Source organism: Novosphingobium indicum (assembly GCF_014645195.1).
Lineage (GTDB): Bacteria > Pseudomonadota > Alphaproteobacteria > Sphingomonadales > Sphingomonadaceae > Novosphingobium > Novosphingobium indicum.
Genome location: NZ_BMLK01000001.1, coordinates 193829 through 218846, shown reverse-complemented (window position 1 = coordinate 218846; position 25018 = coordinate 193829). Strand labels below are relative to the sequence as shown.

At 61.8% G+C, this 25018-nt stretch carries 34 protein-coding genes; 17 read left to right on the top strand and 17 right to left on the bottom strand.

Annotated elements, in window-relative coordinates; genetic code table 11:
* Nucleotides 1-67 precede the first annotated feature (67 nt).
* From IEX64_RS01070 to IEX64_RS01060, 3 genes are read left to right on the top strand one after another with little or no spacing between them, the layout of a single operon-like run.
* Nucleotides 68-445, top strand: coding sequence for a PadR family transcriptional regulator (locus tag IEX64_RS01070; protein WP_188817365.1), 378 nt, complete (start codon nucleotides 68-70; stop codon nucleotides 443-445).
* Nucleotides 435-1001, top strand: a complete 567-nt coding sequence (locus tag IEX64_RS01065) for a DUF1700 domain-containing protein (RefSeq protein ID WP_188817363.1) — start codon at nucleotides 435-437, stop codon at nucleotides 999-1001. The genes IEX64_RS01070 and IEX64_RS01065 overlap by 11 nt, the downstream gene beginning before the upstream one ends.
* Nucleotides 1002-1026: 25 nt before the next feature.
* Nucleotides 1027-1740, top strand: a complete 714-nt coding sequence (locus tag IEX64_RS01060) for a GIN domain-containing protein (protein ID WP_188817361.1) — start codon at nucleotides 1027-1029, stop codon at nucleotides 1738-1740.
* A gap of 122 nt (nucleotides 1741-1862) precedes the next feature.
* On the opposite strand, the gene IEX64_RS01055 is transcribed toward IEX64_RS01060, so the two are convergent.
* Genes IEX64_RS01055 through IEX64_RS01045 form a run of 3 tightly spaced genes read right to left on the bottom strand, consistent with a single transcriptional unit; the run spans nucleotide 1863 to nucleotide 4002 of the window.
* Entirely contained in the window at nucleotides 1863-2750 is an 888-nt protein-coding gene (locus IEX64_RS01055; RefSeq protein ID WP_229709996.1) for a metallophosphoesterase family protein, read from the bottom strand.
* On the bottom strand, nucleotides 2740-3630 hold the full coding sequence (locus IEX64_RS01050; protein WP_188817359.1) for a diacylglycerol kinase family protein: 891 nt from the start codon (nucleotides 3628-3630) through the stop codon (nucleotides 2740-2742). Before IEX64_RS01050 ends, IEX64_RS01055 begins: the two co-directional genes overlap by 11 nt.
* 36 nt (nucleotides 3631-3666) lie before the next feature.
* A complete protein-coding gene (locus IEX64_RS01045) occupies nucleotides 3667-4002 on the bottom strand; it encodes a hypothetical protein (protein WP_229709995.1) in 336 nt (111 codons plus the stop codon).
* Nucleotides 4003-4203: 201 nt separating this feature from the next.
* Between IEX64_RS01045 and IEX64_RS01040 the strand changes: the two genes are divergently transcribed.
* Nucleotides 4204-4533 carry a UrcA family protein gene (locus IEX64_RS01040; protein WP_188817357.1) on the top strand — a complete coding sequence of 110 codons (330 nt, stop codon included), beginning with the start codon at nucleotides 4204-4206 and terminating at the stop codon, nucleotides 4531-4533.
* Between the two features lie 106 nt (nucleotides 4534-4639).
* On the opposite strand, the gene IEX64_RS01035 is transcribed toward IEX64_RS01040, so the two are convergent.
* From IEX64_RS01035 to IEX64_RS01025, 3 genes are all read right to left on the bottom strand, one after another.
* Nucleotides 4640-5398 (bottom strand): LytR/AlgR family response regulator transcription factor, encoded by a 759-nt coding sequence (locus IEX64_RS01035; RefSeq protein ID WP_268238432.1) that lies wholly within the window; start codon nucleotides 5396-5398, stop codon nucleotides 4640-4642.
* Complete coding sequence (locus tag IEX64_RS01030; protein ID WP_188817355.1) at nucleotides 5391-6668, bottom strand: sensor histidine kinase; 1278 nt, start codon at nucleotides 6666-6668, stop codon at nucleotides 5391-5393. Before IEX64_RS01030 ends, IEX64_RS01035 begins: the two co-directional genes overlap by 8 nt.
* An 81-nt stretch (nucleotides 6669-6749) precedes the next feature.
* Nucleotides 6750-8273, bottom strand: a complete 1524-nt coding sequence (locus IEX64_RS01025; RefSeq protein ID WP_188817353.1) for a fumarate hydratase — start codon at nucleotides 8271-8273, stop codon at nucleotides 6750-6752.
* Between the two features lie 235 nt (nucleotides 8274-8508).
* Between IEX64_RS01025 and IEX64_RS01020 the strand changes: the two genes are divergently transcribed.
* The 5 genes from IEX64_RS01020 (at nucleotide 8509) to IEX64_RS01000 (ending at nucleotide 11976) form a co-directional block, all read left to right on the top strand.
* Nucleotides 8509-9132: a protein-L-isoaspartate O-methyltransferase family protein gene (locus tag IEX64_RS01020; protein WP_188817351.1), complete on the top strand. Its 624-nt coding sequence runs from the start codon at nucleotides 8509-8511 to the stop codon at nucleotides 9130-9132.
* A gap of 2 nt (nucleotides 9133-9134) precedes the next feature.
* Nucleotides 9135-10589: a TolC family outer membrane protein gene (locus tag IEX64_RS01015; protein ID WP_188817349.1), complete on the top strand. Its 1455-nt coding sequence runs from the start codon at nucleotides 9135-9137 to the stop codon at nucleotides 10587-10589.
* Nucleotides 10590-10657: 68 nt separating this feature from the next.
* Nucleotides 10658-11119 carry a DUF2497 domain-containing protein gene (locus IEX64_RS01010; protein WP_188817347.1) on the top strand — a complete coding sequence of 154 codons (462 nt, stop codon included), beginning with the start codon at nucleotides 10658-10660 and terminating at the stop codon, nucleotides 11117-11119.
* A gap of 54 nt (nucleotides 11120-11173) precedes the next feature.
* Nucleotides 11174-11605: an acyl-CoA thioesterase gene (locus IEX64_RS01005; protein ID WP_188817345.1), complete on the top strand. Its 432-nt coding sequence runs from the start codon at nucleotides 11174-11176 to the stop codon at nucleotides 11603-11605.
* Complete coding sequence (locus IEX64_RS01000; protein WP_188817343.1) at nucleotides 11602-11976, top strand: (2Fe-2S) ferredoxin domain-containing protein; 375 nt, start codon at nucleotides 11602-11604, stop codon at nucleotides 11974-11976. The genes IEX64_RS01005 and IEX64_RS01000 overlap by 4 nt, the downstream gene beginning before the upstream one ends.
* Nucleotides 11977-11995: 19 nt before the next feature.
* On the opposite strand, the gene IEX64_RS00995 is transcribed toward IEX64_RS01000, so the two are convergent.
* Nucleotides 11996-12292 carry a hypothetical protein gene (locus IEX64_RS00995; RefSeq protein ID WP_188817609.1) on the bottom strand — a complete coding sequence of 99 codons (297 nt, stop codon included), beginning with the start codon at nucleotides 12290-12292 and terminating at the stop codon, nucleotides 11996-11998.
* Nucleotides 12293-12445: 153 nt separating this feature from the next.
* Here IEX64_RS00995 and IEX64_RS00990 point away from each other — a divergent pair, with 153 nt between their 5' ends.
* From IEX64_RS00990 to xth, 3 genes are all read left to right on the top strand, one after another.
* The gene (locus tag IEX64_RS00990) at nucleotides 12446-12871 is read left to right on the top strand and encodes a CBS domain-containing protein (protein ID WP_188817341.1); all 426 of its coding nucleotides are present in this window, start codon (nucleotides 12446-12448) and stop codon (nucleotides 12869-12871) included.
* Between the two features lie 61 nt (nucleotides 12872-12932).
* Nucleotides 12933-13265 (top strand): iron-sulfur cluster insertion protein ErpA, encoded by a 333-nt coding sequence (gene erpA, locus IEX64_RS00985; RefSeq protein ID WP_188817339.1) that lies wholly within the window; start codon nucleotides 12933-12935, stop codon nucleotides 13263-13265.
* A complete protein-coding gene (gene xth / locus IEX64_RS00980) occupies nucleotides 13262-14038 on the top strand; it encodes an exodeoxyribonuclease III (RefSeq protein ID WP_229709994.1) in 777 nt (258 codons plus the stop codon). Before erpA ends, xth begins: the two co-directional genes overlap by 4 nt.
* A 39-nt stretch (nucleotides 14039-14077) precedes the next feature.
* Here the strand turns inward: xth and IEX64_RS00975 are convergent, their stop codons facing one another.
* From IEX64_RS00975 to IEX64_RS00930, 10 genes are all read right to left on the bottom strand, one after another.
* Nucleotides 14078-14719 (bottom strand): cell wall hydrolase, encoded by a 642-nt coding sequence (locus IEX64_RS00975; protein ID WP_188817607.1) that lies wholly within the window; start codon nucleotides 14717-14719, stop codon nucleotides 14078-14080.
* A 200-nt stretch (nucleotides 14720-14919) separates the two neighbouring features.
* The gene (locus IEX64_RS00970; RefSeq protein ID WP_188817335.1) at nucleotides 14920-15249 is read right to left on the bottom strand and encodes a DUF1491 family protein; all 330 of its coding nucleotides are present in this window, start codon (nucleotides 15247-15249) and stop codon (nucleotides 14920-14922) included.
* A 3-nt stretch (nucleotides 15250-15252) separates the two neighbouring features.
* Nucleotides 15253-15732, bottom strand: a complete 480-nt coding sequence (locus tag IEX64_RS00965) for a PaaI family thioesterase (protein WP_188817333.1) — start codon at nucleotides 15730-15732, stop codon at nucleotides 15253-15255.
* 1 nt (nucleotide 15733) lies between these two features.
* Nucleotides 15734-16195, bottom strand: a complete 462-nt coding sequence (locus IEX64_RS00960) for a PTS sugar transporter subunit IIA (RefSeq protein WP_188817331.1) — start codon at nucleotides 16193-16195, stop codon at nucleotides 15734-15736.
* A gap of 117 nt (nucleotides 16196-16312) precedes the next feature.
* Complete coding sequence (gene hpf, locus IEX64_RS00955; RefSeq protein ID WP_188817329.1) at nucleotides 16313-16897, bottom strand: ribosome hibernation-promoting factor, HPF/YfiA family; 585 nt, start codon at nucleotides 16895-16897, stop codon at nucleotides 16313-16315.
* 26 nt (nucleotides 16898-16923) lie between these two features.
* Nucleotides 16924-17607, bottom strand: coding sequence for a DNA polymerase III subunit epsilon (gene dnaQ / locus IEX64_RS00950; protein WP_188817327.1), 684 nt, complete (start codon nucleotides 17605-17607; stop codon nucleotides 16924-16926).
* Between the two features lie 50 nt (nucleotides 17608-17657).
* Nucleotides 17658-18266: a dephospho-CoA kinase gene (gene coaE, locus IEX64_RS00945; protein ID WP_188817325.1), complete on the bottom strand. Its 609-nt coding sequence runs from the start codon at nucleotides 18264-18266 to the stop codon at nucleotides 17658-17660.
* Complete coding sequence (locus IEX64_RS00940) at nucleotides 18263-19120, bottom strand: shikimate dehydrogenase family protein (RefSeq protein ID WP_188817323.1); 858 nt, start codon at nucleotides 19118-19120, stop codon at nucleotides 18263-18265. The genes coaE and IEX64_RS00940 overlap by 4 nt, the downstream gene beginning before the upstream one ends.
* Entirely contained in the window at nucleotides 19117-19695 is a 579-nt protein-coding gene (locus IEX64_RS00935) for a Maf family protein (protein WP_188817321.1), read from the bottom strand. The genes IEX64_RS00940 and IEX64_RS00935 overlap by 4 nt, the downstream gene beginning before the upstream one ends.
* Nucleotides 19696-19712: 17 nt before the next feature.
* Nucleotides 19713-20558 carry a pyruvate, water dikinase regulatory protein gene (locus IEX64_RS00930; RefSeq protein WP_188817319.1) on the bottom strand — a complete coding sequence of 282 codons (846 nt, stop codon included), beginning with the start codon at nucleotides 20556-20558 and terminating at the stop codon, nucleotides 19713-19715.
* 338 nt (nucleotides 20559-20896) lie between these two features.
* On the opposite strand from IEX64_RS00930, the gene hemE reads away from it, so the two are divergent.
* From hemE to IEX64_RS00905, 5 genes are all read left to right on the top strand, one after another.
* The gene (hemE, locus tag IEX64_RS00925) at nucleotides 20897-21922 is read left to right on the top strand and encodes a uroporphyrinogen decarboxylase (protein WP_188817317.1); all 1026 of its coding nucleotides are present in this window, start codon (nucleotides 20897-20899) and stop codon (nucleotides 21920-21922) included.
* Between the two features lie 74 nt (nucleotides 21923-21996).
* Complete coding sequence (locus IEX64_RS00920; protein WP_188817315.1) at nucleotides 21997-22440, top strand: CopD family protein; 444 nt, start codon at nucleotides 21997-21999, stop codon at nucleotides 22438-22440.
* A gap of 12 nt (nucleotides 22441-22452) precedes the next feature.
* On the top strand, nucleotides 22453-22815 hold the full coding sequence (locus IEX64_RS00915) for a hypothetical protein (protein ID WP_188817313.1): 363 nt from the start codon (nucleotides 22453-22455) through the stop codon (nucleotides 22813-22815).
* 182 nt (nucleotides 22816-22997) lie between these two features.
* Nucleotides 22998-24254 carry a transcription termination factor Rho gene (gene rho, locus IEX64_RS00910; protein WP_188817310.1) on the top strand — a complete coding sequence of 419 codons (1257 nt, stop codon included), beginning with the start codon at nucleotides 22998-23000 and terminating at the stop codon, nucleotides 24252-24254.
* Between the two features lie 15 nt (nucleotides 24255-24269).
* On the top strand, nucleotides 24270-24983 hold the full coding sequence (locus tag IEX64_RS00905) for a TerC family protein (RefSeq protein WP_188817309.1): 714 nt from the start codon (nucleotides 24270-24272) through the stop codon (nucleotides 24981-24983).
* Nucleotides 24984-25018: the final 35 nt, after the last annotated feature.

Below are 25018 nucleotides of genomic sequence, written 5' to 3'. Positions count from 1 at the left end.
TTAAATTGGTACCTTGCTTTGAACAGTAGCTTGCCATATACACTGCTCATCCGCAGGAGATGATTCGATGTCCGAAATCGAAGTCCAGTTGAAGAAAGGGGTGCTCGGCCTGTGCGTGCTGGCGCTGTTGTCACGCGGCAACAGCTACGCCTACGAGATCGCGAGCCGCATGGCCGACGCGGTCGATATGGGCGAAGGCACGATCTACCCGCTCATGCGCCGCATGCAGTCGGAGGGTCTGGTGACCACCTATCTCGAGGAATCGCCCTCGGGACCGCCCCGCAAGTACTACCGCATCACCGAAACCGGCCGTTCGCGGCTGACCGCACAGGTCGAGGAATGGCGCGGCTTCACCGCCGCGGTCGACGGCCTGATCGACGGCGCCGTCACCGCCTCTTCGGAAGAGCCCCAGAGCCAGGAAGGGGAAACCAGCCATGAAGCGTAATGAATTCATCAAACGCCTGAAGGCAGGCCTCAAGGGCATGCCGCAGAACGATATCGACGAGATCGTCGGCGACTACGAAGATCACTTTGAAGCCGGTCTCGCCGACGGCAGAAGCGAAGAGGAGGTCGCAGACGCCCTCGGCAATCCCGCCCGCCTCGCCCGCGAACTGCGCTTCGAGGCAGGCTTCCGGAACTGGGAAGCCGATCGCTCACCGTCATCGGCCATGGCCGCCATTCTGGCTTTCATGGGCCTGGCAACGATCGACATCCTGATCCTGCTGCCCATCGTTCTGCCGATCATCGGTGTGGTCGCCGCCCTCTTCGTGGCTGTCGTGGCCGTGTTCATCAGCGGTGGCTTCGTATTCATCGTCGGTCCGTTTAGCGGATTTCCCGGCGGCTGGCTCGTAGCCCTTCTGGCAGGCCTCGGCATCATGAGCGGCTCGGTTGCCGCGGGTGCCCTGCTTACGCTGATCAGCATCTGGGTCATCAACGCACTGATGTGGTTCGGCCGCTTGCACTACCGGGTGATCCAGCCCGCCATCAATCCCGAAGCCTGAAAAGACGATAGAAAGGAAACATGAGATGTTCAGGAAGCTGCTCATCGTATTCGCCAGCGGCGTGATCCTGTCGATCGTCGCATTCAGCGCAGCCTGGCTGGTTGGCGGCGACAAGTTCCGGCAGGAGTTCCGTGAAAACGACGGCTGGCATTGGGACATCGGCGACGATGACGACTACGCCGGCCCCCGCAAGAGCCGTACCTTCACGGTCGAACCCGGCACCCGGCTTGCCATGGAAATCCCGGTGGAGCTGAGCTTCACCCGCGGTGACAAGGCCGAGATGATCGTGTCGGGCCCGAACAAGCTGGTCGACCGCGTGGTCTGGGAAGACGGCCACCTGTCGATCCCCGGCACCGTCAACATGCGTCACGGACTCAAGGTGAAGATCACCGCGCCCGAAATCTCGGGTCTCGATCTCGATGCCCCTGGCGACGTGACGCTCATCGACATGCAGCAGGACCAGTTCCGGTTGAAATCCGAAGGCGCAGTAAACCTCGATGCTGGGGGCAAGGTCCGCAAGATCATGGTCACCAGCGAAGGGGCCGGCAACATCGACCTCGAAAAGCTCGACGTCGAAGATGCAACCGTCCGTATGGATGGCGTCGGCAACGTCACCATCGGCGCAACCAACCTCGTCGACGTCACGATCAATGGCGCGGGCCATCTTACCCTCACACGCAAGCCGAAGACGCTGCGCAGTCAGATCAACGGCATCGGTTCAGTCGATCACGACTACTGAGAGTACAAGTCAGGGAGGAGAGCTGCCGGGGTCGTGTCCCCTTCCCCGGCAGTCCCAACAAAGAGGCCGCACCGTCACGAAGACGGTGCGGCCTTTCTGATTCGACAGCCTGCATGTCCGATTCAGTTCACCGGCGGATCTACTGACGGCACCGTCCCCACGGGCGAAACCGGATCCCCCGGCTCACGTGGCGGCAGTGCATTTTCCGGGACCTCCGGAATTTGCATCGCTGGCGTGGCTACATGCTCGAGATTACGCGCTTCGACGCGCAGATCGTCCCCGTCGATGATGATCTCGTTGAAGCTCGGCGGCGTGGACCGGATACGCCTCGAAAGCGTACCGGCACCGACCATCCGCAAGGGCCCGGCAGATGTCTGTGCAACCAGATCGAAAGGATCGTGGATGTGTCCTGAAAGTATAGCCATGACTTTCCGTCCGGCCAGCGCTTCCATGGTTTTCGTACCATTGATCGTCAGCAGCTTGTTGTCGCGTTCGCGCCGCTCGGTCAGCGGGTGGTGCGCGGCGACCAGAACGCGCGTTCCTTCAGGCTGAGCATCGATCGCTTCGAGACAATGAGCCAGCGCGCGTTCGGTTACCCAACCGTTGGACCAGGGAAAGCGCTGATATTGCGCACGGGTCGTCGTGCGCAGCGGCACGATGGCGAGGTTCGGCAGATCAAGCTGCGACTCGACAAGGCTCTCGATTGCCCGGAACCTTCGGTAAGGCGCAAAAAACCGCTGGTAGAGGTTGAAATAGGGAATGTCGTGATTGCCGACCTCGACCGTGACAGGCACGTCGAGCGCGGTGATCCATTCACAGGCCGCCTTGAATTCCCGGCTGCGCGCCCGCATCGTCAGATCGCCGGTTATGGCAACGGCATCGGGGCGCTCGCCCTCGATGCATTCCTTCGCCCAGGCGATCGCGCGGCGGTCTTCCAGCCCGAAGTGAATGTCGCTCAGGTGGAACAGCCTGATCGGTCCGCAAGGCATCTGCGAAACTTTACCGTGCATCGCCCGCATTTCCTTGAACCGTCGTCACCAGATTCATGTCGCACGGAACCGGCTCGAACAGCTCTTCGGACCCGCCGTTGAAAGGTTCCCCATCGATCAACAGGCCCATTGGCTCTCCTTCCGGACAGAACAATCGCACCTTGCCGTGCCTGCCCAATTCATCATGGGGGCCATCGCGAAAATTGCGGTTGAGCAGGGCAATACCCTGTCCGGCATAGTCGCCGAGCGTCTCGGCGTAGTAGCCGTTTGCTTCGAGGCCATCTTCCTGCGGGGTCACTGTGATGGCGGCATAGCCTTCCTCACGCCCGCAGTCGACCTCCTGACACAGCACCTTCGGGCCGTTTGTCGAATAGCGGATAGCCTGCTGTGTCGTTGCAACCACTTCCAGCAAATCGACACTGCGCAGCGCTTCGCGCACCTCGTTCCAGATGGCGCCGGGGCCTGCGAGAAGCCCGGTCAGCGCTATCCCGTGCTGCGTACGCACCACCATCGGCCTTGTGCAATGCACCTTTCCTCCGGCGAGACGCGCGACGATGTCCTGCGCCGGCACGTCGCCGTGAATGCGCTTGGACAGCATGTTCATGGTGCCGCCGGGCAGCACCAGAACCAGGCCATCCCATCCCGCTGCCTGCTTCATCGCCGCATGAACCGTCCCGTCACCGCCGAATACGGCGAGCATGCCGACACGCTCCCGCTCAAGGAGATCAGCGTCAGGCGCCGCCTCGTCCGGAAACTGGATCGTGCGCTGCAGATCGAGACCAACGTCGGTGAATGCGGCTGTCACCGCCTCGACGGCCTCCGCGCTGTTGCTCCCGCTCGCGGCGTTGCAGACAAGCCAGACCTTTTGTGTGGTGAGATGATCGGAACGTGTTTTGGTCATGCCATCATCAACCGGGCATCACCCCCCCGGTTCCCGCTAGACCCTGCCGCTCGCAATCAACCACGCGGAAAAGCCGTTGAGCAGTGTGTAAAGCGCATAGACCCATGTCCAGCCCATCGATCCTGCCGCTGCCATGATCATGGCACCCAGCAGCATAACGAATTCGACGATAAGGCTGAGACGACCTCCGAGCGACCGAAACAGCCATGGCACCTGCACCAGGATGGGGTGACCGCTTTCCAGCACCGCCTTGTGCGCGGCAAAGTTCACGACACCAAGGCAAAATACGACGACGAGAGGCAGCATTGCCTGCGCTTGTACCGCCACGACGGCGAACTGGCCAGCACTGCGCAACGGGGCCGCGCGACTCACGCCTACCGATCCAGATCGGACCGCCATAAAACGCCAAGTCGTTCATCGACTACAAATGTCGTTCGTCAGCAAAAGCCGCATTTGGTCGAGCTTCGACCGGCGACAATCGAACCTCGCGTGATTGGTCGGGCGATCGGGCGCACAACAAACTCATCGAGCCGCACAGCCCCCCAGGCAGGCTCTCAAGAGGAGGAGACCAAAATGTTCAAGAATGCACCGATCGCCGCTACCGCCGCCCTGCTCGGCCTCGCCCTGACCACCGCTCCGGCCTTCGCCGGTGCCGGCGAACGCACCCAGGTTCGCGTGGAATACAGCGACCTCGACCTCACTTCCGCAGACGGCCAGCGTACGCTCGAACGTCGCCTTGATGCTGCTGCTCGCGACGCCTGCGGCTACGATGTCCGCGTCACCGGCTCGAGCCTTCCCAGCAAGCACGCCCGCAACTGCTACCGTCAGGCGCGGACCCGCGCCAAGGACGTGATGGCAGTTGCTATCGACAACGCAACGTCGGACGCCCGCCTGGGCGGCTGATGCGAGCAAGGGACCGGGCTTGCGCGACACCATGCGCAAGCCGCCCTTCTTCAAGAGTTTCTTGAGGTCCCAAAAAAATAATAACCCGGAAAAAGACTGGCGGGTCCTAGCGGCCCGCCATTTTTTTCACTGCCGGCAGGTACGTTCGGCCAATCCTCAGCGCCTCGCCACCGGCGATTTCCACCGACCAGACACCCAGACCCTCATGCCGCAAGCCCGATACGCAATCGCGCCTGACGATATGGCTGCGGTGAATGCGAATGAACTGCTCGGGATCGAGCCGTTCTTCCAGACTGGTGATCGTCTGCAGCAGAAGAAAACTCTGATCGCCGACATGCAGCCGGACGTAATCGCGTTCGGCATCGATGCGCTGCACGTCGCTGGCGGGAATACGCACCAGTTCCGAACGGTGCGGAACCCAGAACTCCTCTAGCCACTGGCTGGACTGCGGTTCCGCGCGCTGTCCCCGCCGGGCAATCACCCGTCCCACGGCGCGCTGCAGACGATCCGGCGACACTGGCTTGAGCACATAGTCCACGGCGTCCAGATCGAAGGCTTCGACGGCGAACTCGTCGTGCGCGGTGACGAAGATCACCGCCGGCGGACTTTCCTCGCCAGACAGCTGGCGGGCGACCGTCAGGCCGTCGGTCTCCGGCATCGTCAGATCGAGCAGAATTAGATCCGGATTGAGCGCAGCGACCAGCCGCAAGGCGGCCTGACCGTCGCTGGCGGTGCCGATAACGTTCACATCGTCGATACCTGCGCAGATCACCTGCATGCGCTCGACTGCGAGCGGCTCGTCGTCGACAATCAGCGTGCGCAAGGGCGTGTCGTTCTGGTCGGCTCCGTCTCTGGGTTCAGACACGGCCGAGCTCCAGCGGCATACGCAGTTCCGTCTCGAAGCCGCCCTCCGGACGCTTGCCGAACTTCAGCGTGCCGGCGCCGCCAAACCGTGCCTTCAGGCGGTCACGCACGTTGGCGAGACCGATACCGCAGCCTTCGGCCTTGCTTCGCTCGGCGCCCGGCCCATCGTCGCCGACTGTCAGCACGAGCTGTCCGCCTTCACGGCGCGCCTTGATGCTTACAGTTACCGGTCGCTGTGTCGCGGCGACGGCGTACTTCACCGAATTTTCGACGAGTGGCTGCAGGATCATGCCCGGCACCATCGCATCGATGGCGTCGGGGTCAATATCGATTTGCGTCAGCAATCGATTGGGGAAGCGCACCGCCTCGATCGCGAAATAGAGTTTCTGCAGCTCGATCTCGTCCACCAGCCGAATGTCGTTGGTCGGGTCACCCGAAAGCGTGCGCCGGTAAAAGGTCGAAAGGGTTTGGATCATGTGCTCCGCGTCCTCCTTGCGCCCGGTCATTACCAGCGCGGAGAGCGAATTGAGCGTGTTGAACAGGAAGTGCGGGTTCACCTGATAGCGCAGGCTGCGCAGCTCGGCGGCCTCGGCAGCACGCCGGTATTCGCTTTCCCGCCGCTCGGCCGCGCGGGCCTCTTCTGCCTTGGCCAGTGCAAAGTAGAGCGCCGCCCAGGCGAGGACGAGAAAGTACCGGCCAAAAGCGTTATCGGCCAGCGCATCGAGACGCGTGTAGCTCTTGTCGCGGGTGCTGCGTGTGTGGATGGTGATTCCCGAACCGTCGTCCTCCATCACCGGGGCCAGGTCTTCGGCGGCCTCGCTGCTCTCGTCCATCGGCTGCGAGGAGGAACGGGCGGCCTTCGGCAGATCCACGAGAATGTTGCCGGCATCGTCACGCGTGATCCGCACCTTGCCGGACGGATCCTCGATCACGTCCTGCGCTTGGCTCTTGGTGACCTCGATGTCCGCAAAGATGACGTTGTTGATGAAGCTCAGGACGAATGCGAGCGGCAAGGCCCCCACCAGCACGACAAGAAGCCGCACCAGGTTCGACTTGCGGTCGAGCATCTGCAGCAAGGGCCAGACGGAGGCCATGACCAGCATTGAGACAATGCAGATCGTCAGGCGCCGCGACACGATAGGCCAGGCGAAATCGAAGCCGATGAAGGCCCCGCGCAAGGTCGCTACCGCGAAATAACACGTCCACAGCGCAGCGAGCGAGAGAAGCACCAGCCGCGCGGGCACGCGCGGGTTTTCAACCATATCCGTCATGACCGCCCCGGATAGCCCGAAAACGACCCTGCACGCCAATCCATCGGTCGGCGCGCATGGGTCGTTTGTCGAAGGAAGCCCTTAGTCTGCGAGCAGGCCTTCCTTGGCAATCTTTTCCTTCCACACCAGCGGGGCGAGCTGGTGGACGTTCTTGCCTTCGGAATCGACCGCGACCGTCACCGGCATGTCCTCGACGGTGAATTCGTAGATCGCTTCCATGCCGAGGTCTTCGAACCCGACGACCTTGGCCTCCTTGATCGCGCGCGCAACGAGATAGGCGGCGCCGCCCACGGCCATCAGGTAAGCCGATTCGTGCTTGGCGATCGACTCGGTCGCCGCCGGTCCGCGCTCGGCCTTGCCGACGCAGGCGAGCAGGCCCTGTGCGAGCATCATGTCCATGAACTTGTCCATGCGCGTCGCAGTGGTCGGGCCAGCCGGGCCGACGATCTCGTCGCGTACCGGATCGACCGGGCCGACGTAGTAGATCACGCGACCCTTGAACTCGACGGGGAGTTCCTCGCCCTTCTCCAGCATGTCCTGGATACGCTTGTGCGCGGCATCGCGGCCGGTCAGCATCTTGCCGTTGAGCAGCAGGCGGTCGCCCTGCTTCCAGCTCTTCACGTCCTCGGCGGTCAGCGTGTCGAGATCGACGCGGATCGCTTCCTTGCTCGGCTTCCACTCGACTTCGGGCCATTCGGCCAAGTTCGGCTTTTCGAGATAGCTCGGACCCGAACCGTCGAGCGTAAAGTGCGCATGGCGCGTAGCGGCACAATTCGGAATCATCGCGACGGGCTTGTTCGCCGCGTGGCACGGCCAGTCGAGGATCTTGACGTCGAGAATGGTCGAAAGACCACCCAGTCCCTGCGCACCGATGCCCATGGCATTGACCTTGTCGAAGATCTCGATGCGCAGTGCTTCGATATCGTTCTGAGGCCCGCGTGCCTTGAGCTGGCCCATGTCGATCGGGTCCATCAGGCTCTGCTTGGCCAGCTTGACGCAGTGCTCGGCAGTACCGCCGATGCCGATGCCCAGCATCCCCGGCGGACACCAGCCCGCGCCCATCTGCGGCAGCATCTCAAGTACCCAGTCGACGATCGAATCGCTGGGATTCATCATCTTGAACTTGGACTTGGCTTCCGAGCCTCCGCCCTTGGCCGCGACGTCCACCGAGACCTTGCTACCCGGGACCATCGATACCGAGAGCACCGACGGCGTGTTGTCCTTGGTGTTGCGGCGGGTGAAGGCGGGATCGGCCAGCACCGAGGCGCGCAGCTTGTTTTCCTTGTTACCGTATGCGCGGCGCACGCCTTCATCGACCACTTCCTGCAAGGAGCGATCGGATTCGAGCCGGCAGTTCTGGCCCCACTCGATGAAGACGTTGACGATGCCGGTGTCCTGGCAGATCGGGCGATGCCCTTCGGCGCACATGCGGCTGTTGGTGAGGATCTGCGCGATCGCGTCCTTGGCGGCCGGGCCCTGCTCGGCCTCGTAGGCTTCGCCGAGCGCCCGGATGTAGTCCATCGGGTGATAATAGCTGATGTATTGCAGAGCGTCGGCGACACTTTCGATCAGGTCGTCTTCGCGGATGGTCACCATTTCGGCCATGGACTAAGCGCTCCCGGTTAAGCGGATCACGTGAATTTCGCGCCGCTCCCATAATCCGGGCGCCAAGGATCGTCAAAGTGATCGTCGAACCGCTTGCGTGGATCGACAAGGGTATCGTCAAAGCGCTTGGCCTCCATGGCACCTTGGCCTAGAAGGCCCCGCAGAAAGTGCCGTTGTTGCGGAAAACCGAAGCGCCCAGCGCGCAATCCGTGAATGCATGAGGGAATTGCACCAGATGACCTTGACCGAGGATCGGTCGGCGCCAGAGGCCGAACAGACCGCCGCCGCCAAGTCCGCCGCCCGCCACGCGATGATCGTCAGCCAGCTGCGCACAAGCGGCGTGAACGAACCCTGGGTTCTTTCGGCGATGGCCCACGTCGCCCGCGAGGACTACGTTCCCGAAACGCTGCGCGATGCCGCCTATATCGACCGTGCCATTCCGCTTGGGAACGGTCGTTTCCTTGCCGCTCCGCTGGTTCACGGCAAGATGCTCGCCGAGGCCGCGCCGACGAAAACCGACAGGGTTCTGCTGGTCGGAGACGCTGAGGGTTACCTGGCAGCGCTGCTGCGCCCGCTTGTCGGTACGCTCGACGCCGTCGATCCTTCGGCTGTTTCCAGCCTGTCCGGCGAAGGCGTTTATTCCCTGATCATCGTCGATGGCGCCGTGGAAGAGTTTCCCGAAGTGCTCGGACGGCAGCTCGCCGAAGGTGGGCGGATCGTGACCGGTCTGGTCGTACGCGGCGTGAGCCGCCTCGCCACCGGCTGCAAGGCCGCGGGTTCGGTCTCCCTGCTTCCGCTTGCCGAACTCGGTATTCCCGCCCTTCCCGAATTCGCGGCACCCAAGCGCTGGAGCTTCTGACCGTGGCCCGGTTCGCGCGTCGGGCCGGGTTGCTGGCCAGCGTCGCCCTGTTCGCCACAACCGCGGGTACTATGGTTCGTGCAGATACCCTGCGCGAGGCCTTGGTCATGGCCTACCAGACCAACCCTTCGTTGCAGTCGGCCCGCGCCCAGCAACGCGGAACGGACGAGAACGTGCCGATCGCACGCGCGTCGGGCTTGCCCAGCGTGAATGCCAGCGGCCGATACACCGAATTCGTCAAGCAGAGCCCCAACGCGTTCTCAAACCCCGACCGGGCACTGACGAGCAATGTCGAGCTTGGTGTGCCGATTTACTCCGGCGGGGCGGTCAAGAACCGCATCAACGCCGCCAAGATCCGCGTAGAAGCCGGTCAGGCTGGTCTGCGCGGCACTGAAAGCCAGATCTTCGCATCGGTCGTCGCGGCGTACATGGACGTGATCCGGAACCGCGCCATCGTCGGGCTCAACCGCAAGAACGTCAACGTCCTCAAGGTCAACCTTCAGGCCACGAGCGACCGCTTCGAGATCGGCGACCTCACCCGCACCGACGTCGCCCAGTCGCAATCGCGCCTTGCCATCGCGCAGAGCGATGCCCGCGCGGCCGAGGCGAACCTCGCGGCTGCGCGCGAAACCTATATCCAGCTGGTCGGCAAAGCTCCGGAAGACCTGGCCGCTCCGCCGCCGCTGCCGAACCTTCCGGAAACGCCCTCAGAAGCTGTCGACATCGCTCTGGAAAACAACCCGGATCTGATTGCCGCCCGCGAGCAGACCAGAGCCGCGAAGAAGGACATTGACGTTGCCGGCGCCGGACGCCTGCCGCGTGTCAGCCTCTTCGCATCGGGTGCATACAACAACTATTTCAACACACTTGGTGGCCTGAGTTCAGCTGCGTTCGCGCAAAGCGAAACGACCGGGCAGGCCGGCGCGCAGATCTCGATCCCGATATTCCAGGGTGGTCTGCCCGCGGCGCAACGCCGTCAGGCGCAGGCCCAGGCATCGGCCGCTCTCGAAAGCGAAATCGCGACCGAACGCAGCGTGATTGCTCAGGTTCGCTCCGCCTATACCTCCTGGGTTGCTGCCAACGACGTTATCCGGTCCTCGCAAGTCGCGGTGGAGGCGGCAGCGCTCAGCCTCGAAGGCGTGCGGGCGGAAAACTCCGTCGGCAACCGCACAATTCTGGACATCCTGAACGCCGAACAGGAATCGCTCAATGCGCAGGTGCAGCTGGTTACGGCGCGGCGCAACGCCTACGTCGCCGGCTTCAATCTGCTGGCCGCCATGGGCAGGGCCGAGGCGCGCGACCTGAGCCTCGACAGCGACATCCTCTACGACCCGAATCTCAACTACAAGCGGGTACGCGGCAAGTTCTTCGATTGGGACGACGATCCAGCACCTGTCGTGCGTTCGACGAGCACCGTTGACACGCCGGTCCAGGATGGGGACATTCCGGAGGAGTAAGGGCCAGCTCCGATTCGGGGCAGGTCGATGCTTGCGTCCTGCAAGGGTGCACCAGGGGGACATTGGAAATGCATCAGAACGGCGAACCTTCGGTCGAGGAGATCCTCCAGTCGATTAAGCAGGTTATTGCCCGTGACAATCGCACCGGTGCGCGTATCGAGCGGCAGCGCCGGGCCAATGTCGGTGTGATCGAGGAAAACCCCCTCGCGCAGTCCGAACCCGAAGAGGACGTTCTCGAGCTGCAGGAAACCGCGCAGGTCACCGAGGGCCCCACGGAAGACGAGATCGAACCGTCGCTGATCCGTGATCAGGTCCGCGATTCGATGCGCGAATCACTTGCAGCGCTTGCCATGCTCTCCGAACCCAGCGCACCGCCGAAAATCGTCCGTTCGGGCGAGACCTCGCTCGAGGACCTGACGCGTGAACTGCTGCGCCCGGCGCTTGCCGAGTGGCTCGACAAGAACCTTCCACCGCTTGTCGAACGCCTGGTCGCGGCAGAAATCTCTCGGATCGTCGGCAAGAAGGTCTGAGCCCGGCCAATTCCGGACTGGACCTGCGGGGTAGCGCTGCCTACTTCGCAGAACATGGCGAAACCCGATCCCGCGCTTCTCAATCCCGCGCGCTATCCCTTCACGACAACGATCGAACCCCGTTTCGGCGATCTCGACGTAAACCTGCATGTCAACAACGTGGCGATGGCAGGTCTGCTGGAAGATTCGCGCGTTCGCTTCCACCGTCAGTGCGGCTATCGCAATCTTCTGGTGGGCATGACATCGATGGTCGCCAGCGTGGCCATCGAATATCTCGGCGAGGCCGCCTATCCTGACAGCGTCGAAATCGGCTGCGCCATGGAGCATGTCGGTCGGACCAGTCACCGGCTCGTCCAGGTCGTCACGCAGCATGGAACGCCGATCGTCTTCGCCCGCACGGTCCTCGTAACCGTGGGACCCGATGGACCGGCGCCACTGCCTGAAAGCTTTGCAACTTCCATCGAACCGTGGATGCTGCGCGCATGACGAATACCGCATCCGACATCGAACGCGCGCAGGATGCACTGGCCAAGGCCGGCGGCAACGGCATTCATCGCCATATCTTCATCTGCGCCGAACCGCAGAAAGGGGAGTGCTGCTCCCCGGAGAAGGGGCGCGCAGCCTGGAAGTATCTGAAGAAGCGCCTCAAGCAGCTTGACCTCGACAGCCGGGGCGGTGTCGCACGCACAAAGGCGGATTGCCTGCGCATCTGCGCGGCCGGGCCCGTCGCGGTCGTCTGGCCGGATGGCGTATGGTACCACTCATGCGACGAAGAGGCGCTGGAGAAGATCATCCAGCAGCACCTTATCGGTGGTCAGCCGGTCGAGGAAAACCGCCTCAGGCCCAAGCAGGACTGACCTATAGCGCCGCCAGCCGCTATCGCAGCGAATCCTCGTCCTCCAGGGGATCGATGATGCAGTCGTCGTGCCCGGTACCGCTGGAAAGGAATACCAGCCCCATCAGGGCCGACGTCAGCAGCATGGTGAACCCGATCCCGAGGGCCGTCGCGATGTAGAAGTGGATCGAGACCATCCCGTTCGACTTGTACAGCAGGATAATCGCCACGGCCACGAGCCCCACGGTCGCCAGCATCATCCAGCGCATGATGCGCAGATACCGCGCCCAGGCGTGTGCCGCATTCTTAGGATCTTCAAGAGGTGAGGGGGGAACCATCTGGCCCATGTGAGGGCTGACGGGCACTCTCGCAAGCCTCTCGTGACAGGCCGCACAAACAGCGGGACGAAGTGGCGAACCTTCAAGGCCTGTGATACTCTGTCCCGGCCTGCTTTCGGGGAGCAGGCCCAAGCAGAACAGGGAGAGTTGACGATGACCATTGGTCGCCTCATCGAAGGCCGCGACGCCGTCCTCACATGCGACGTCTCCGCAACTGTACGCGAAGCCGCCGGCATCCTTGCCGATCGGCGCATCGGTGCATTGCCCATCATGGAAAACGGCGCAATCGCGGGGATTTTCTCCGAACGTGACGTGATCTACCGATTGCGTGAATTCGGCCACGAGATGCTCGACATGACGGTCGGCGACGTCATGACCAAGCCAGCCGTAACCGTAGACCCCGGCACCCCGGTTCTAAGTGCCCTTGCCCTGATGACCCGGCGGCGCATTCGCCATCTCCCCGTCGTGGAGAATGACAGGATGATCGGCTTCGTCTCGATCGGCGATCTCGTCAAATACCGGATCGACGCAATGGAAGCAGAAGCGGCCGCCATGCGGGATTACATCCGCACGGCCTGATTCAGCCGGTTTCCGGCCCTCCCGCCTTGCCGCGTGGGGCAGAGGCGCTTACATTCCGGACATGGACCAACAAAGCCTCACTCTCAGCCCGTCAGCTGCTGCCCGCGTCGCCGCCATTGCAGAAAAGCAGGGCACGCCGGCAATCCTGCGCCTCTCGGTCGAGGGCGGCGGATGCTCCGGCTTCCAGTACAAGTTCGGGCTCGCCGACGCGCCCGAAACAGACGACCTCGTCACTGAAACCGATGGCGTCCGGCTCGTGGTCGATCCGATGAGCCTTGATCTCGTCGACGGCTGCGTCGTCGATTTCGTCGAATCTCTCGGTGGCGCCGCTTTTCGGGTCGAAAACCCGAATGCCGCCGCCGGATGTGGATGCGGATCGAGTTTCTCCGTGTGAGAAAAATCGCCTCGTTCAACATCAACGGTGTGAAGGCCCGCCTGCCGCGCCTGCTCGAATGGCTCGACGAGACCCGGCCAGCCGTTGCATGCCTGCAGGAAATCAAGTCGCAGGATGAAGGCCTCCCGATCTCCGAGTTCGAGAAGCTGGGCTACAAGGGCATCTGGCACGGCCAGAAGAGCTTCAATGGCGTCGCCATCCTCGCTGACGGCGAACAGCCTGTCGAAGTCCGGCGCGGCCTGGACGGGGAACCCGAGGACGATCACTCGCGCTATCTGGAAGCCGATGTCTTCGGTTTGCGCGTCGTGTGCATCTATCTGCCCAACGGCAACCCGCTGCCCGGACCCAAGTTCGATTACAAACTACGCTGGATGGGGCGGCTGCGAAAACGCATGGCCGCGATCAAAGCCGAGGAAGTACCGGCCATCGTCACCGGCGACTTCAACGTCATTCCGACCGACCGCGACGTCTGGTCACCCCCTGCCATGGCCTCAGACGCCCTGATGCAGCCGGAATCACGCGACGCCTACTATCGCCTCCTTGGCGACGGCTGGACCGATGCCCTGGCAACACACAACCCGCGTGGCGGCGTGTGGACCTATTGGGACTACCAGGCCGGCGCATGGCAACGCGATCATGGCTTCCGGATCGACCACGCACTGCTCTCGCCGGAACTTGCCGACCGACTGGTCGCATGCGGTGTCGACAAGGCCCATCGCGGCCGGGAAAAGGCCAGCGATCACGCGCCCGTCTGGGTTCAGTTGCGCGCGTAACCGGTCAGGCGGGGAACCAAACCGGTCCCCGCCCGTTCATCAACGGTAGAAAATGTGATTGTCGATGCGGCCCACTCGAGTGAGGCGCCACTTCGGTGAAACACGTGCTGCGTGGAAGAACAGAGCACCTTTGGCCGGGCTGACCCAGCTATCGGCCTGAGCGATCTGCGCGATCGCCACAGCACGGCGCCAGCTGTTGGAATGTTCGTGGATCGTGGGCATCGAGCGGCCACGGACGAACGAGAATTGCGAGCGCTGGTATACGACGCCGCAGTAGCTGTCGGGGAACCGGTCTGACGCGGCGCGGTTAACGATCACGCGGCCGACTGCCAGCTGGCCCTCGAGCGTTTCACCACGGGCTTCGAAATAGATTGCCCCAGCCAGGCAGCGCATCTGGCGGCTCATCTTGCCAGGCATGCTCTGCTCGGACACGAGCTGCGCCAACGTGGTCACTTCGCTCTCGGGGGCGGTTTCGACTGCTTCCTCTGCGGGAGCCTCTTCACCTTCCTTGGCGAGCGGCTGAACAACCGGCTGGGAAACGAATTCCACTTTGGGTTTCTGTTCGACGAGAGTCGGAATCATCTCCGACGCCGCCGCGCCCGAACCCTGGGCGCTAAACAAAGCGGTAAACACCGTCGCGGCCAGCGCCATCGCGCTCGCCCACTGAACCTTGCTACGCATATTGCCTTGGTCAAATGCGGTGAACCCTCTGACACAGGTCTGATCGTGAATGCTCTTTCGGGAGCATTTTACCTCACGTTCGAACCTGCCGACGATTCCCCGTCTGCGTGCCAGCACAAAGACCGAAATGTCTTTTCATGCCGCCTGCGCATCTGCGAGGGGCCCCTTAACTTGCAAAGCTTGCAAGTCAACAAAGAAATTTACGCGAGCCCGATGAAGCGTTCACCTTGTGCGATATCCAGCTCCACGATCCAGAGGTCGGGATCCTGCTCACCCCGCCGGGTCAGGAAGTCTTCGAATTCCTGTTTTTTATCAATATCTTGGTTGCGAACACAATGCCAGTCGCGGGTCCCGTCCAGCTGCGGCATACGCTCGTAAGCTCGTGTATTCGCGCCGTTTTCCGTGAGTACGACCATGATCGTCCCTGCGTCGCGTTCACCTTTCCTGATTACCGTGGCAAAGCCTCCCGCGGCATCGACGCTGCGGATCAGCCCTGAGACTTCGATATGAGTCGGAAGCCGCGCATCCATGGGTCAGGAAACCTTGGAGGCGGTGTATCCAGGCAGACCGGACAGCGCGATGCGCGAGCGCATGAAAGTGCCGGTTCCGCGCCCGACCTCTTCGCCTTCCTCGTCCAGCAGCCACGATTCGGCCACCAGGACGCGGCGGCGCCCACTGACCCAGCGACCCTCGGCGACCACACGGCCACCCTTGATAGGCTTGCTGAAGTGGAGGTTGAACGAGGTCGTCAACAGGAAGCGGTCCGTCACCAGCGTATTCGCAGCATAGAAAGCCGCGTCGTCCAGCATCTTGAAATAGATCGTACCATGCGCGGCGCCGGCCGCGTGAAAACAGTCGGGCTCGATCAGAAAGGTGATGCGCGACAACCCTTCGCCAACGATTTCGAGAGACGAGCGAAACTTGTGGTTGATCGGCGCGGATGCGTAAAGGCCTTCCAGAGCCCGCCAGTGCAAATTGGCACCGGAGACTTCTGGCGCCTCCCCGTCCGTCATATCATGCGACATCGCGATCGATGACGTTGCTGAGCAGACTGAACAGCACTTCCGGCCCCGGCGCAGCCAGCAGCGCTTCGTGCATGGTTTCATCGCGCATCATGCGCGAAATCGCTGCGAGCGCATGCAAGTGCGCGGCACCCGCGCCTTCCGGAGACAAAAGGCCGAAGACCAGGTCCACCGGCATACCGTCGGCAGAATCGAACTCGACCGGCGATTCCAGGCGAATGAACGCTGCAACGGGCCGGCCCAGTCCTGGAATGCGGGCATGCGGTATCGCAATCCGGCGACCGAACCCGGTGCTGCCGAGTTCTTCGCGTTCCACGATCCGTTTGAGCACGGTATCGCGATCAAGATTATAGACCCCGGCAAACTGTGCCGCGAGCTTTCCCAGAATGATGTCCTTGCTGTCCGCACGCGCCGTGGTCACGGCCTCGGGCAGCAGGTTAAAAAGACCAGTCATGACAAATCTAATTCTAGGCTTGATCGGTTTCCAATTGATGCATGCCCCAAAACCCCCGGTCACCCGGGGGGTTTCTCCCCTATCTTCCGATCAGAAGTTCGGCACGCTGCGGCAGCGTCAGTGCGGTTCGACCCAGCCGATCGAGCCGTCGCCGCGGCGGTAAACCATATTATGCCGCCCAGTTCCAGCGTTTTTGAAGAACAGTGCCGTAGTGTTGCGCAGGTCGAGCATCATTACCGCGTCGGAGACAGTCGCTTCCGGCACGTCGACTCGCGTTTCGGCGATGACGACGGGCGCATCGGTTTCCGCTTCTTCGTCGCGATCAGCCGGCGATTCTTCGAAGATCGTATACCCGGCCTCTTCGTAGGCCGCGTCTTCCACCGCCATTGCGTGCTGGGCCTGCTCGTGCCGATCCTTGAGACGGCGCTTGTAGCGACGCAGCTGCTTGTCGATCTTCTCGGCCGCCTGGTCGAAGGCGACATGCGCGTCATGCGCAACACCCGTTCCTTTGAGCACGAGGTTCTGCATCACATGCATGATGATATCGCATCGGAACGCGCCGGCCGGAGCTCGCCCAAAGGTGACGTGCGATGACAGCGCTCGACTGAAATACTTCTCGATGATCGCCATCAGTCGCTCGTTGGCGTGAGTCTGCAGGGCTTCACCAGTGTCGACCTGATGACCGGAGACGCGAATATCCATGAGCGAATTCTCCTCAGTACTAGAGTTCATGCACCCCAGAGCGGGGTATCGACCGACTTGAGAAACTCGGCGTGAGCCGCCAGTTCCTGGCCGGTGGCCGCGTGGGGACGCGGCTGACGGTATATCCGGTCCTTGCGAACGAGGACTTTGACTTCCGTCACGATTTCAGTGGTTTCCGCAACAAGCTCGAGGCCGATCTGGCGGCCGCCGCGAAGCTCGACATAGACCTGCGCGAGCAGTTCTGCGTCGAGGAGCGCGCCGTGCTTGGTGCGGTGGCTGCGATCGATGCCATAGCGCGAGCACAAGGCATCGAGGGAAAGCTTGGCACCGGGATGACGCACCTTGGCCAGTGCCACGGTATCTACCATGCGGTCTTTCCCGACGATGGGCAGGCCGCAAAGCGTCAGCTCGGCATTGATGAAGTTGAAGTCGAACCCGGCGTTGTGAGCGACCATCGGGCTATCTTCGATGAAATCGAGAAAATCCTGCGCAAGCTCGGAAAACAGAGGCTTATCAGCCAGGAAAGCATCCGAAAGGCCGTGCACGGCCTCCGCCTCAGCGGGCATCGAGCGTTCAGGATTGAAATACGCGTGAAATGTTTTGCCGGTAGGAACTCGGTTGATCATTTCGATGCAGCCGATTTCCACCATGCGGTCCCCGCTTTTGGGGTCGAAACCGGTCGTTTCGGTATCGAAGATGATCTCTCGCATCTCTTCCCATATCTGCCTGCATAGCCCCCTGCGCAAGGGCCTGCCGACGATTATTCTGCTCGTTCCAGCGTCCTGACGATACCGGCTACCTGATTGCGCGTCTGTGTCAGGCTTGTACCGGTATCTATCACGAAATCGGCACGCGCACGCTTTTCCGCATCGGGCACCTGAAGTGCCAGAATTTGCTCGAACTTTTCCACGGTCATGCCCGGCCTCGCAAGAACACGTTCGCGTTGATCGGAAGCGGGCGCCGACACCACCGCTACGGCATCAAGTCCCTGCTGCCCCCCTTTTTCATAGAGCAGTGGAATGTCGAAGACGATGAGAGGGGCATCCGCATTGTCCCGAAGAAAGCCGCTGCGCATGGCCGCGACGGCCGGATGCACGATTTCCTCGAGTCGCTTGAGCTTTTCGGAGTCACCGAATACCGCAGCGCCCAGTTTCTGCCGGTCGACTCCGTCCGGTCCGGTCGTCCCGGGAAATTCTGCCTCGATGGCCGGCAACAGCGCACCGCCCGGTCCCTGCAGTTCGTGGACGGCAGCATCGGCATCGAACACCGGCACCCCCAAATCACGCATCATGCCCGCCACGGTCGACTTGCCCATGCCGATCGAACCGGTGAGGCCGAGGATGGTCTGCCGCTTCTTCTCTTTCGTCATGACAGGATCAGGTCCCGCAATGTCTGATCGTCTTCGCGCGGAGGCTTCCGGCCGAAGAAATGCTCGAAAGCACTATCCGCCTGCCCGATCAGCATGGATAGACCATCGACCGTTGAAAATCCGGCTTCCCGCGCTTCCTTGAGGAACTGTGTATCGAGCGGGCTGGTAACGATGTCGTAAACGACACTGCCCGGCGGGGCATGGCTGAAATCGAACGCCAGCGGCGGCTGCCCGGTCATGCCAAGCGGGCTGGCATTGACGATCAGATCCATGCAGCCCTCGCGCTGATCGAAAGCAAAGTCGGTCGGATGCACGAAATGGGCAAGATCGATCGCGTGGTGATCCTTACCGGACGCCAGTTCATCGAGCATTGCCCGCGCCTTGCCCGGATCGCGGCCGGCCAGGACAATGACGAAGTGCTCTTGCGCCAGTGCCGCAACGATCGCGCGAGCTGCACCTCCCGTGCCGAGTACACGCGCCATACGGAACAGGTGTGTTTTAGCCAGTTCATCGCGCAAGGGTTCCAGGAAACCGGGAGCGTCGGTGTTGTATCCCGTCAGCGTTCCGTCGTTTTCGCGCACGACGGTGTTCACCGCTCCGATCTTGGCCGCGAGCGGATCGAGCCGGTCGAGCATGGGGACGATCGCGAGCTTGTGTGGCATAGTGACATTGCAGCCACGCCAGTCGGGATCGGATCGGCGTTCGGCGAGATAGGCCTCGAGACCGGCCAACTCGACAAGGCAAGGGCTATAATGGCCTTCCAGCCCCAGTTTCTTAAGCCAGAAGGTGTGAATCGCCGGCGATTTCGATTGCGCTATCGGATCGCCGATCACCTCGGCGTAAGGCACGTTCACTGCTGCATCACTCCCAACTTGCGCAAAGCCGCCTGCACCTTGAGCAGCGGCATGCCAAGGATGGTGAAATAGTCACCCTCGATCTTTTCGAACAGCTGAACGCCGCGTGCTTCGATACGGAAGACGCCGACGCAGCCGGCAACGGCCGGCCATTCGGCTTCCAGATAGCTCTCTATAAAAGAGTTGGACAGATCGGCCACATGCAGTTGGGCCACGGCGTTTTCAGCCCAAAGCACGTCCCCGTCACGAACCAGGGCCGCAGCGCTGTGCAATTCCATGACCTTGCCCGAAAAGAAGCGCAGATGCTCGGCGGCCTGTTCGCGCGAGGCCGGTTTGTCGAAGCGTCTCCCCCCGCATGCCACAAGGGAATCGCTTCCCAGCACGACTTCCTCTTCGGCAAACACGGCCAGCGCCTTTGCCTTTGCCAGTTCGAGAGCGATCTTGGCCGGGCCGGCATCGCCCAGCGCCAGTTCAATACCCCGCTCGTCGACGTGGGCGGGCTGTGCCCGGAAGGGGATTCCGGCAGCTTCGAGCATGGCGCGGCGCGACGCACTTTGGGAGGCAAGGACGATCATCGGTATTTCCTGGTTCTTCAGATCGGCTTCGGACCGACCTGACCCTGAATGCCGGCCGCCTTACGTTCATTATAGAGATTGATCACCGCAGCCGCCGTTTCCTCGATCGAGCGGCGCGTGACATCGATGACCGCCCAGGAATTGTCGGCGAACATGCGCCGGGCATATTTCACTTCGCTCTCGACCTTTTCCATCTGCACATAGTCTGTGTCCGGCGACTGGCTGAGCGAAAGCAAGCGATTACGGCGTACCTGGATCAAGCGCTCCGGCGCCGTGGTCAGACCCACCACCATGGGGCGCTTGAGTCCAAACAGGGCAGGCGGCGGCGGGCTTTCCACAACAATGGGAATGTTCGCCACCTTGTATCCACGATTGGCGAGATAGATGCTCGTCGGCGTCTTGCTCGTGCGGGAGACTCCGGCCAGCAGGATGTCGGCCTCTTCCCAATCTTCCCAGGCAATGCCGTCGTCATGGGCAATCGTATATTGAATCGCATCGACCCGCGCGAAGTAGGCATCGTCGAGCCTGTGCTGGCGGCCGGGGCGCCCCTTGGCTTCCTGCCCGAGATGCGCCTCGAGCGCGTCGGTCACACCATCGAGCACGGCAATGGCCGGAAGGCCGAGCGCCTGGCACCGCTCCTCCAGCCGGCCGCGCGTTTCCTCGTTGACCAGTGTGTAAAACACCAGACCCGGATGGGCGGCAATCTCGCCCATGATCCGGTCGAGATGCTGCTGCGAGCGCACCATCGGCCAGAAGTGACGAAGAACGTCGGAATCGTCGAACTGGGCAAGCGCAGCCTTAGCGATCATCTCCAGCGTTTCGCCGGTCGAGTCCGAGAGGAGATGCAGGTTGAAACGCGCCATGAAGTGCCTTTTTGCGGGAGTTCGGGCTCCTTGTGGATATCTTCCGGCATAAACCACGGGATCGATCCGGTGACAACTCGCAGGGCCGATTTCCTGCCCGCTACCCGCATTCCCCAGCCCGACTTGTGGACAGCCTGGGGCGCGGTTCCACACCCTGTGGACAAGGCGAACAACCTTTGCTTGACCACGGCGCTGCTCAGAGTCGGCTCGGTCACTTCACCCTGTTCATCGCGGGACAAATCGGGCAAGGCGCGCTCGTCCCCGATATCCACAGGACCAACAGACTCCATCAATCTTTTATAAAAATTCTAAATTATTTTGATCGGATCCGAAACGCGATGCCCGGCCTCCTCCTGAACACGCTCCGTGGTGAGAATGCGACCAAGCGGCCTGTCTGGCTCATGCGCCAGGCGGGACGGTACCTTCCCGAGTACCGGGAACTGCGCGCCGAAAAGGGCGGCTTCCTTGCGCTGGTCTACGATACCGACGCGGCAACCGAGATTACCTTGCAGCCGATCCGCCGGTTCGGCTTCGATGGCGCTATCCTGTTTTCCGACATTCTGATTGTGCCCTATGCGATGGGTCAGGATCTCAGGTTCCTGGCAGGCGAAGGACCGAAGTTGTCCCCCAAGCTCGTCGATCATGCGCTGGAAGGGCTGACAGCGGTGCCCGAGCGGCTCTCACCGATCTACGAAACCGTACGGAAAGTGCGGACTTCGCTGGCTGTGGACAAAACCATGCTCGGTTTTGCAGGCTCACCCTGGACCGTCGCGACCTACATGGTGGCTGGCGAAGGCAGCCGCGATCAGCATGAGACCCGGGCCATGGCCTATCGCGATCCGGTGGCATTCCAGGCGATCATCGATGCGGTGATCGAGGTCACTGTGGAATACCTTTCCGGTCAGATCGAGGCTGGTGCCGAAGCCGTGCAGCTGTTCGATTCCTGGGCAGGCAGTCTTGCCCCGGCACAATTCGAGAAATGGGTGATCGCGCCCAATGCCCGGATCGTCTCGGCCCTCAAGGCGCGTCATCCCGAAACGCCGATCATCGGTTTCCCGAAGGGGTCGGGAGAGAAGCTGGTCGCTTATGCCCGCGAAACCGGTGTCGATGCCGTGGGTGTGGATGAAACCGTCGATCCCGTCTGGGCGGCCGGGAATCTTCCGGACGGCATGCCCGTGCAAGGCAATCTCGATCCGCTGCTGCTGCTGGCTGGCGGCGACGATCTGGACCGTCAGGCACGCGATGTGCTCGATGCCTTTGCGGGGCGTCCGCATGTGTTCAATCTCGGGCACGGTATTGGCCAGCATACGCCGATCGAGAACGTCGAGCGGCTGCTCGGTGTGCTGCGGGCCTGGGAACGCTGATCGGCAGACTTGGACCTTGCGACGACAAACAGGGGCTGACACGCGCCGGGGGCAGGCGCTAAGAGGCTGACCTCATGGAGCAGATCTTGCAGACCACCTACCTCTGGCTGAAAGCCGGGCACATCATCTTCGTGATCTTCTGGATGGCCGGGTTGTTCATGCTACCCCGCTATTTCGTCTATCATCAGGAGGCCGAGCCCGGTTCGGCCGAGGAAGCGCGCTGGATCGATCGCGAGGCCAAGCTGCGCAAGATCATCCTGACGCCATCGCTGATTCTCGTCTGGGTATTCGGTCTCGCACTGGCATATGCCGGCAGCTGGTGGGTTGCTCCCTGGCTCCATGCCAAGCTGCTCTTCGTGGTTGCCCTCAGCGGCTATCACGGCTGGCTCGTGAGCTATGGGAAGAAGCTGGCGAAAGGCGAAAGGCCGCTTACCGGCAAGAAGCTGCGCCTGCTTAACGAAGTGCCGGGCCTTGCCGCTGCGATCATCGTGGTGCTGGTGGTCGTCAAACCGTTCTAGGGGAGACATGTCATGATCGTCGGTCTGGTGGCAGCGGCGGCTCTGGCGGGGGTCGATCCTGCTATCGAAAGCGACTTGCGATGCATGGGCGTCTTCGCGATTGCAGTGGCGCACAGCGAGGGCATGACCGAAAGTGAAAAGTCCGGCGTTATCGGGGCGATGATGTTCTACGTAGGCCGGATCGAGGGACGTCAGCCGGACTTTCCAACGGTGGAAAGTCTGCGCGAACTGACAACCACGCAAACCTACCGCACCGAGATACAGGCCGATGCGGAACGGTGTTCAGCCGAAATGAAGGCCAAAGCCGGCAAGTTGTCCGCGTTCGGCAAGATCATCAAGGAAGGCCGAGAGGCGCAGGCCGACCCTGATAAATGATCGTTCCGACGCGCTTTGTACGCGCGCCGGCCGATGATACGTTGACCGTAGCGATGGCAACGCTTATTTGAACGGTACTCCGGCACGGGGCAGCGAAGCCCTTTCGCATGCCCGGGTCTGCTTTCCCCAAGCCCAACGATCCGCCGGCCGACATCTCTTTTTCCATTCGGAATCTACACAAAATGCATCTCAAAGAACTCAAGAAGAAAAACGCGGCAGAACTGGTCGAAATGGCGGAGGAAATGGGCGTCGAAGGCGCCTCGACCATGCGCCGGCAGGATCTCATGTTCGGCATCCTCAAGGAAGTGGCAGAGGACGGCGAGGAAATCGTCGGCCAGGGCACGATCGAGGTTCTTACCGACGGTTTCGGCTTCCTGCGCAGCCCGGAGGCGAACTATCTTGCCGGTCCCGACGATATCTACGTCTCGCCCAACCAGGTCCGTAAGTGGGGCTTGCGCACCGGTGACACGGTTGAAGGCGAAATCCGCGCGCCGCGCGATGGCGAGCGCTATTTTGCCATTACCAAGCTCATCAGCATCAATTTCGACGATCCCGATGTGGTGCGTCACCGTGTCAACTTCGACAACCTGACGCCGCTCTATCCCGACTCGCGCCTCAAGCTCGATAGCCTCGATCCGACGGTCAAAGACAAGTCGGCACGCGTCATCGATCTCATCAGCCCGCAGGGCAAGGGCCAGCGTGCGCTGATCGTCGCGCCGCCGCGTACGGGTAAGACCGTTCTGCTGCAGAACATGGCCAAGGCCATCACCGACAACCATCCGGAAGTCTTTCTGCTGGTGCTGCTCGTCGACGAGCGTCCCGAGGAAGTCACCGACATGCAGCGCTCGGTGAAAGGTGAGGTCATCTCCTCGACCTTCGACGAACCGGCCCAGCGCCACGTCCAGGTTGCCGAGATGGTGATCGAGAAGGCCAAGCGTCTCGTCGAGCACAAGCGCGATGTCGTCATCCTGCTCGACTCGATCACCCGTCTGGGCCGTGCCTACAACACCGTGGTGCCCAGCTCGGGCAAGGTCCTGACCGGCGGTGTCGATGCCAATGCCCTGCAGCGTCCGAAGCGTTTCTTTGGTGCCGCGCGTAACATCGAGGAGGGCGGTTCGCTCTCGATCATCGCCACGGCCCTGATCGATACCGGCAGCCGCATGGACGAAGTCATCTTCGAAGAATTCAAGGGCACCGGTAACTCGGAAATCGTGCTCGACCGCAAGGTGGCCGACAAGCGCATCTTCCCGGCGCTCGATGTCGGCAAGTCCGGTACCCGCAAGGAAGAGCTGCTGGTTCCCAAGGATCAGCTCTCGAAGATGTGGGTGCTGCGCCGAATTCTCATGCAGATGGGAACTGTCGACGCCATGGAGTTTTTGCTCGACAAGATGAAGGACTCGAAGACCAACGAGGACTTCTTCGCCACGATGAACCAGTAAGCGGGGTCTGGAGTTTTGATCATCCTGGGAATGCTAGCCGAAGCGGCTTCGCTCGGAGGTCCGGCAGAAATCTGGCAGCATATCATCGCCGATTTCTCCAACATTTCCGAACCGGCGGCGCTGGCCGCTTTCGGTCAGGTTCTGATGATCGACCTCCTGCTCGCCGGCGACAACGCGATTGTCGTCGGCGCCCTGGCAGCAGGACTGCCGGCGGCCGACCGCAAGAAGGTCATCATGATCGGCATCGGCGCTGCGCTCGTATTGCGCATCGTCTTTGCCTTGATGGTGACCTGGCTGCTGGGGATTGTCGGGCTGATCTTTGCAGGCGGTCTGCTGCTGCTGTGGGTGGCCTGGAAGTTCTGGCGCGAATTGCACCATAGCGGGCAGAGCGCCGGTTCTCCCGAGATCGAGGGCGACGAGGAAAGCGGGCTGCATGCGGCCAAGAGCTTTGCCGGTGCCGCATGGGCTGTTGCCCTGGCCGACGTCTCGATGAGCCTCGACAATGTTCTCGCGGTGGCGGGTGCGGCACGAGATCATCCGGGTATCCTGATCGTCGGTCTGCTGCTTTCGGTTATCCTCATGGGCGTGGCAGCCAACTTCATCGCCCGGTATATCGAGCGCTATCGCTGGATTGCGTATCTGGGCTTGGTCGTGATCCTCTACGTCGCAGGCAAGATGATCTACGACGGTTGGGTGGATCCGCATCTGGGCGTTTCCACGCTGTTCTGAAAAAAGAGGACGGAGAGTTCGTACTCTCCGGCCTC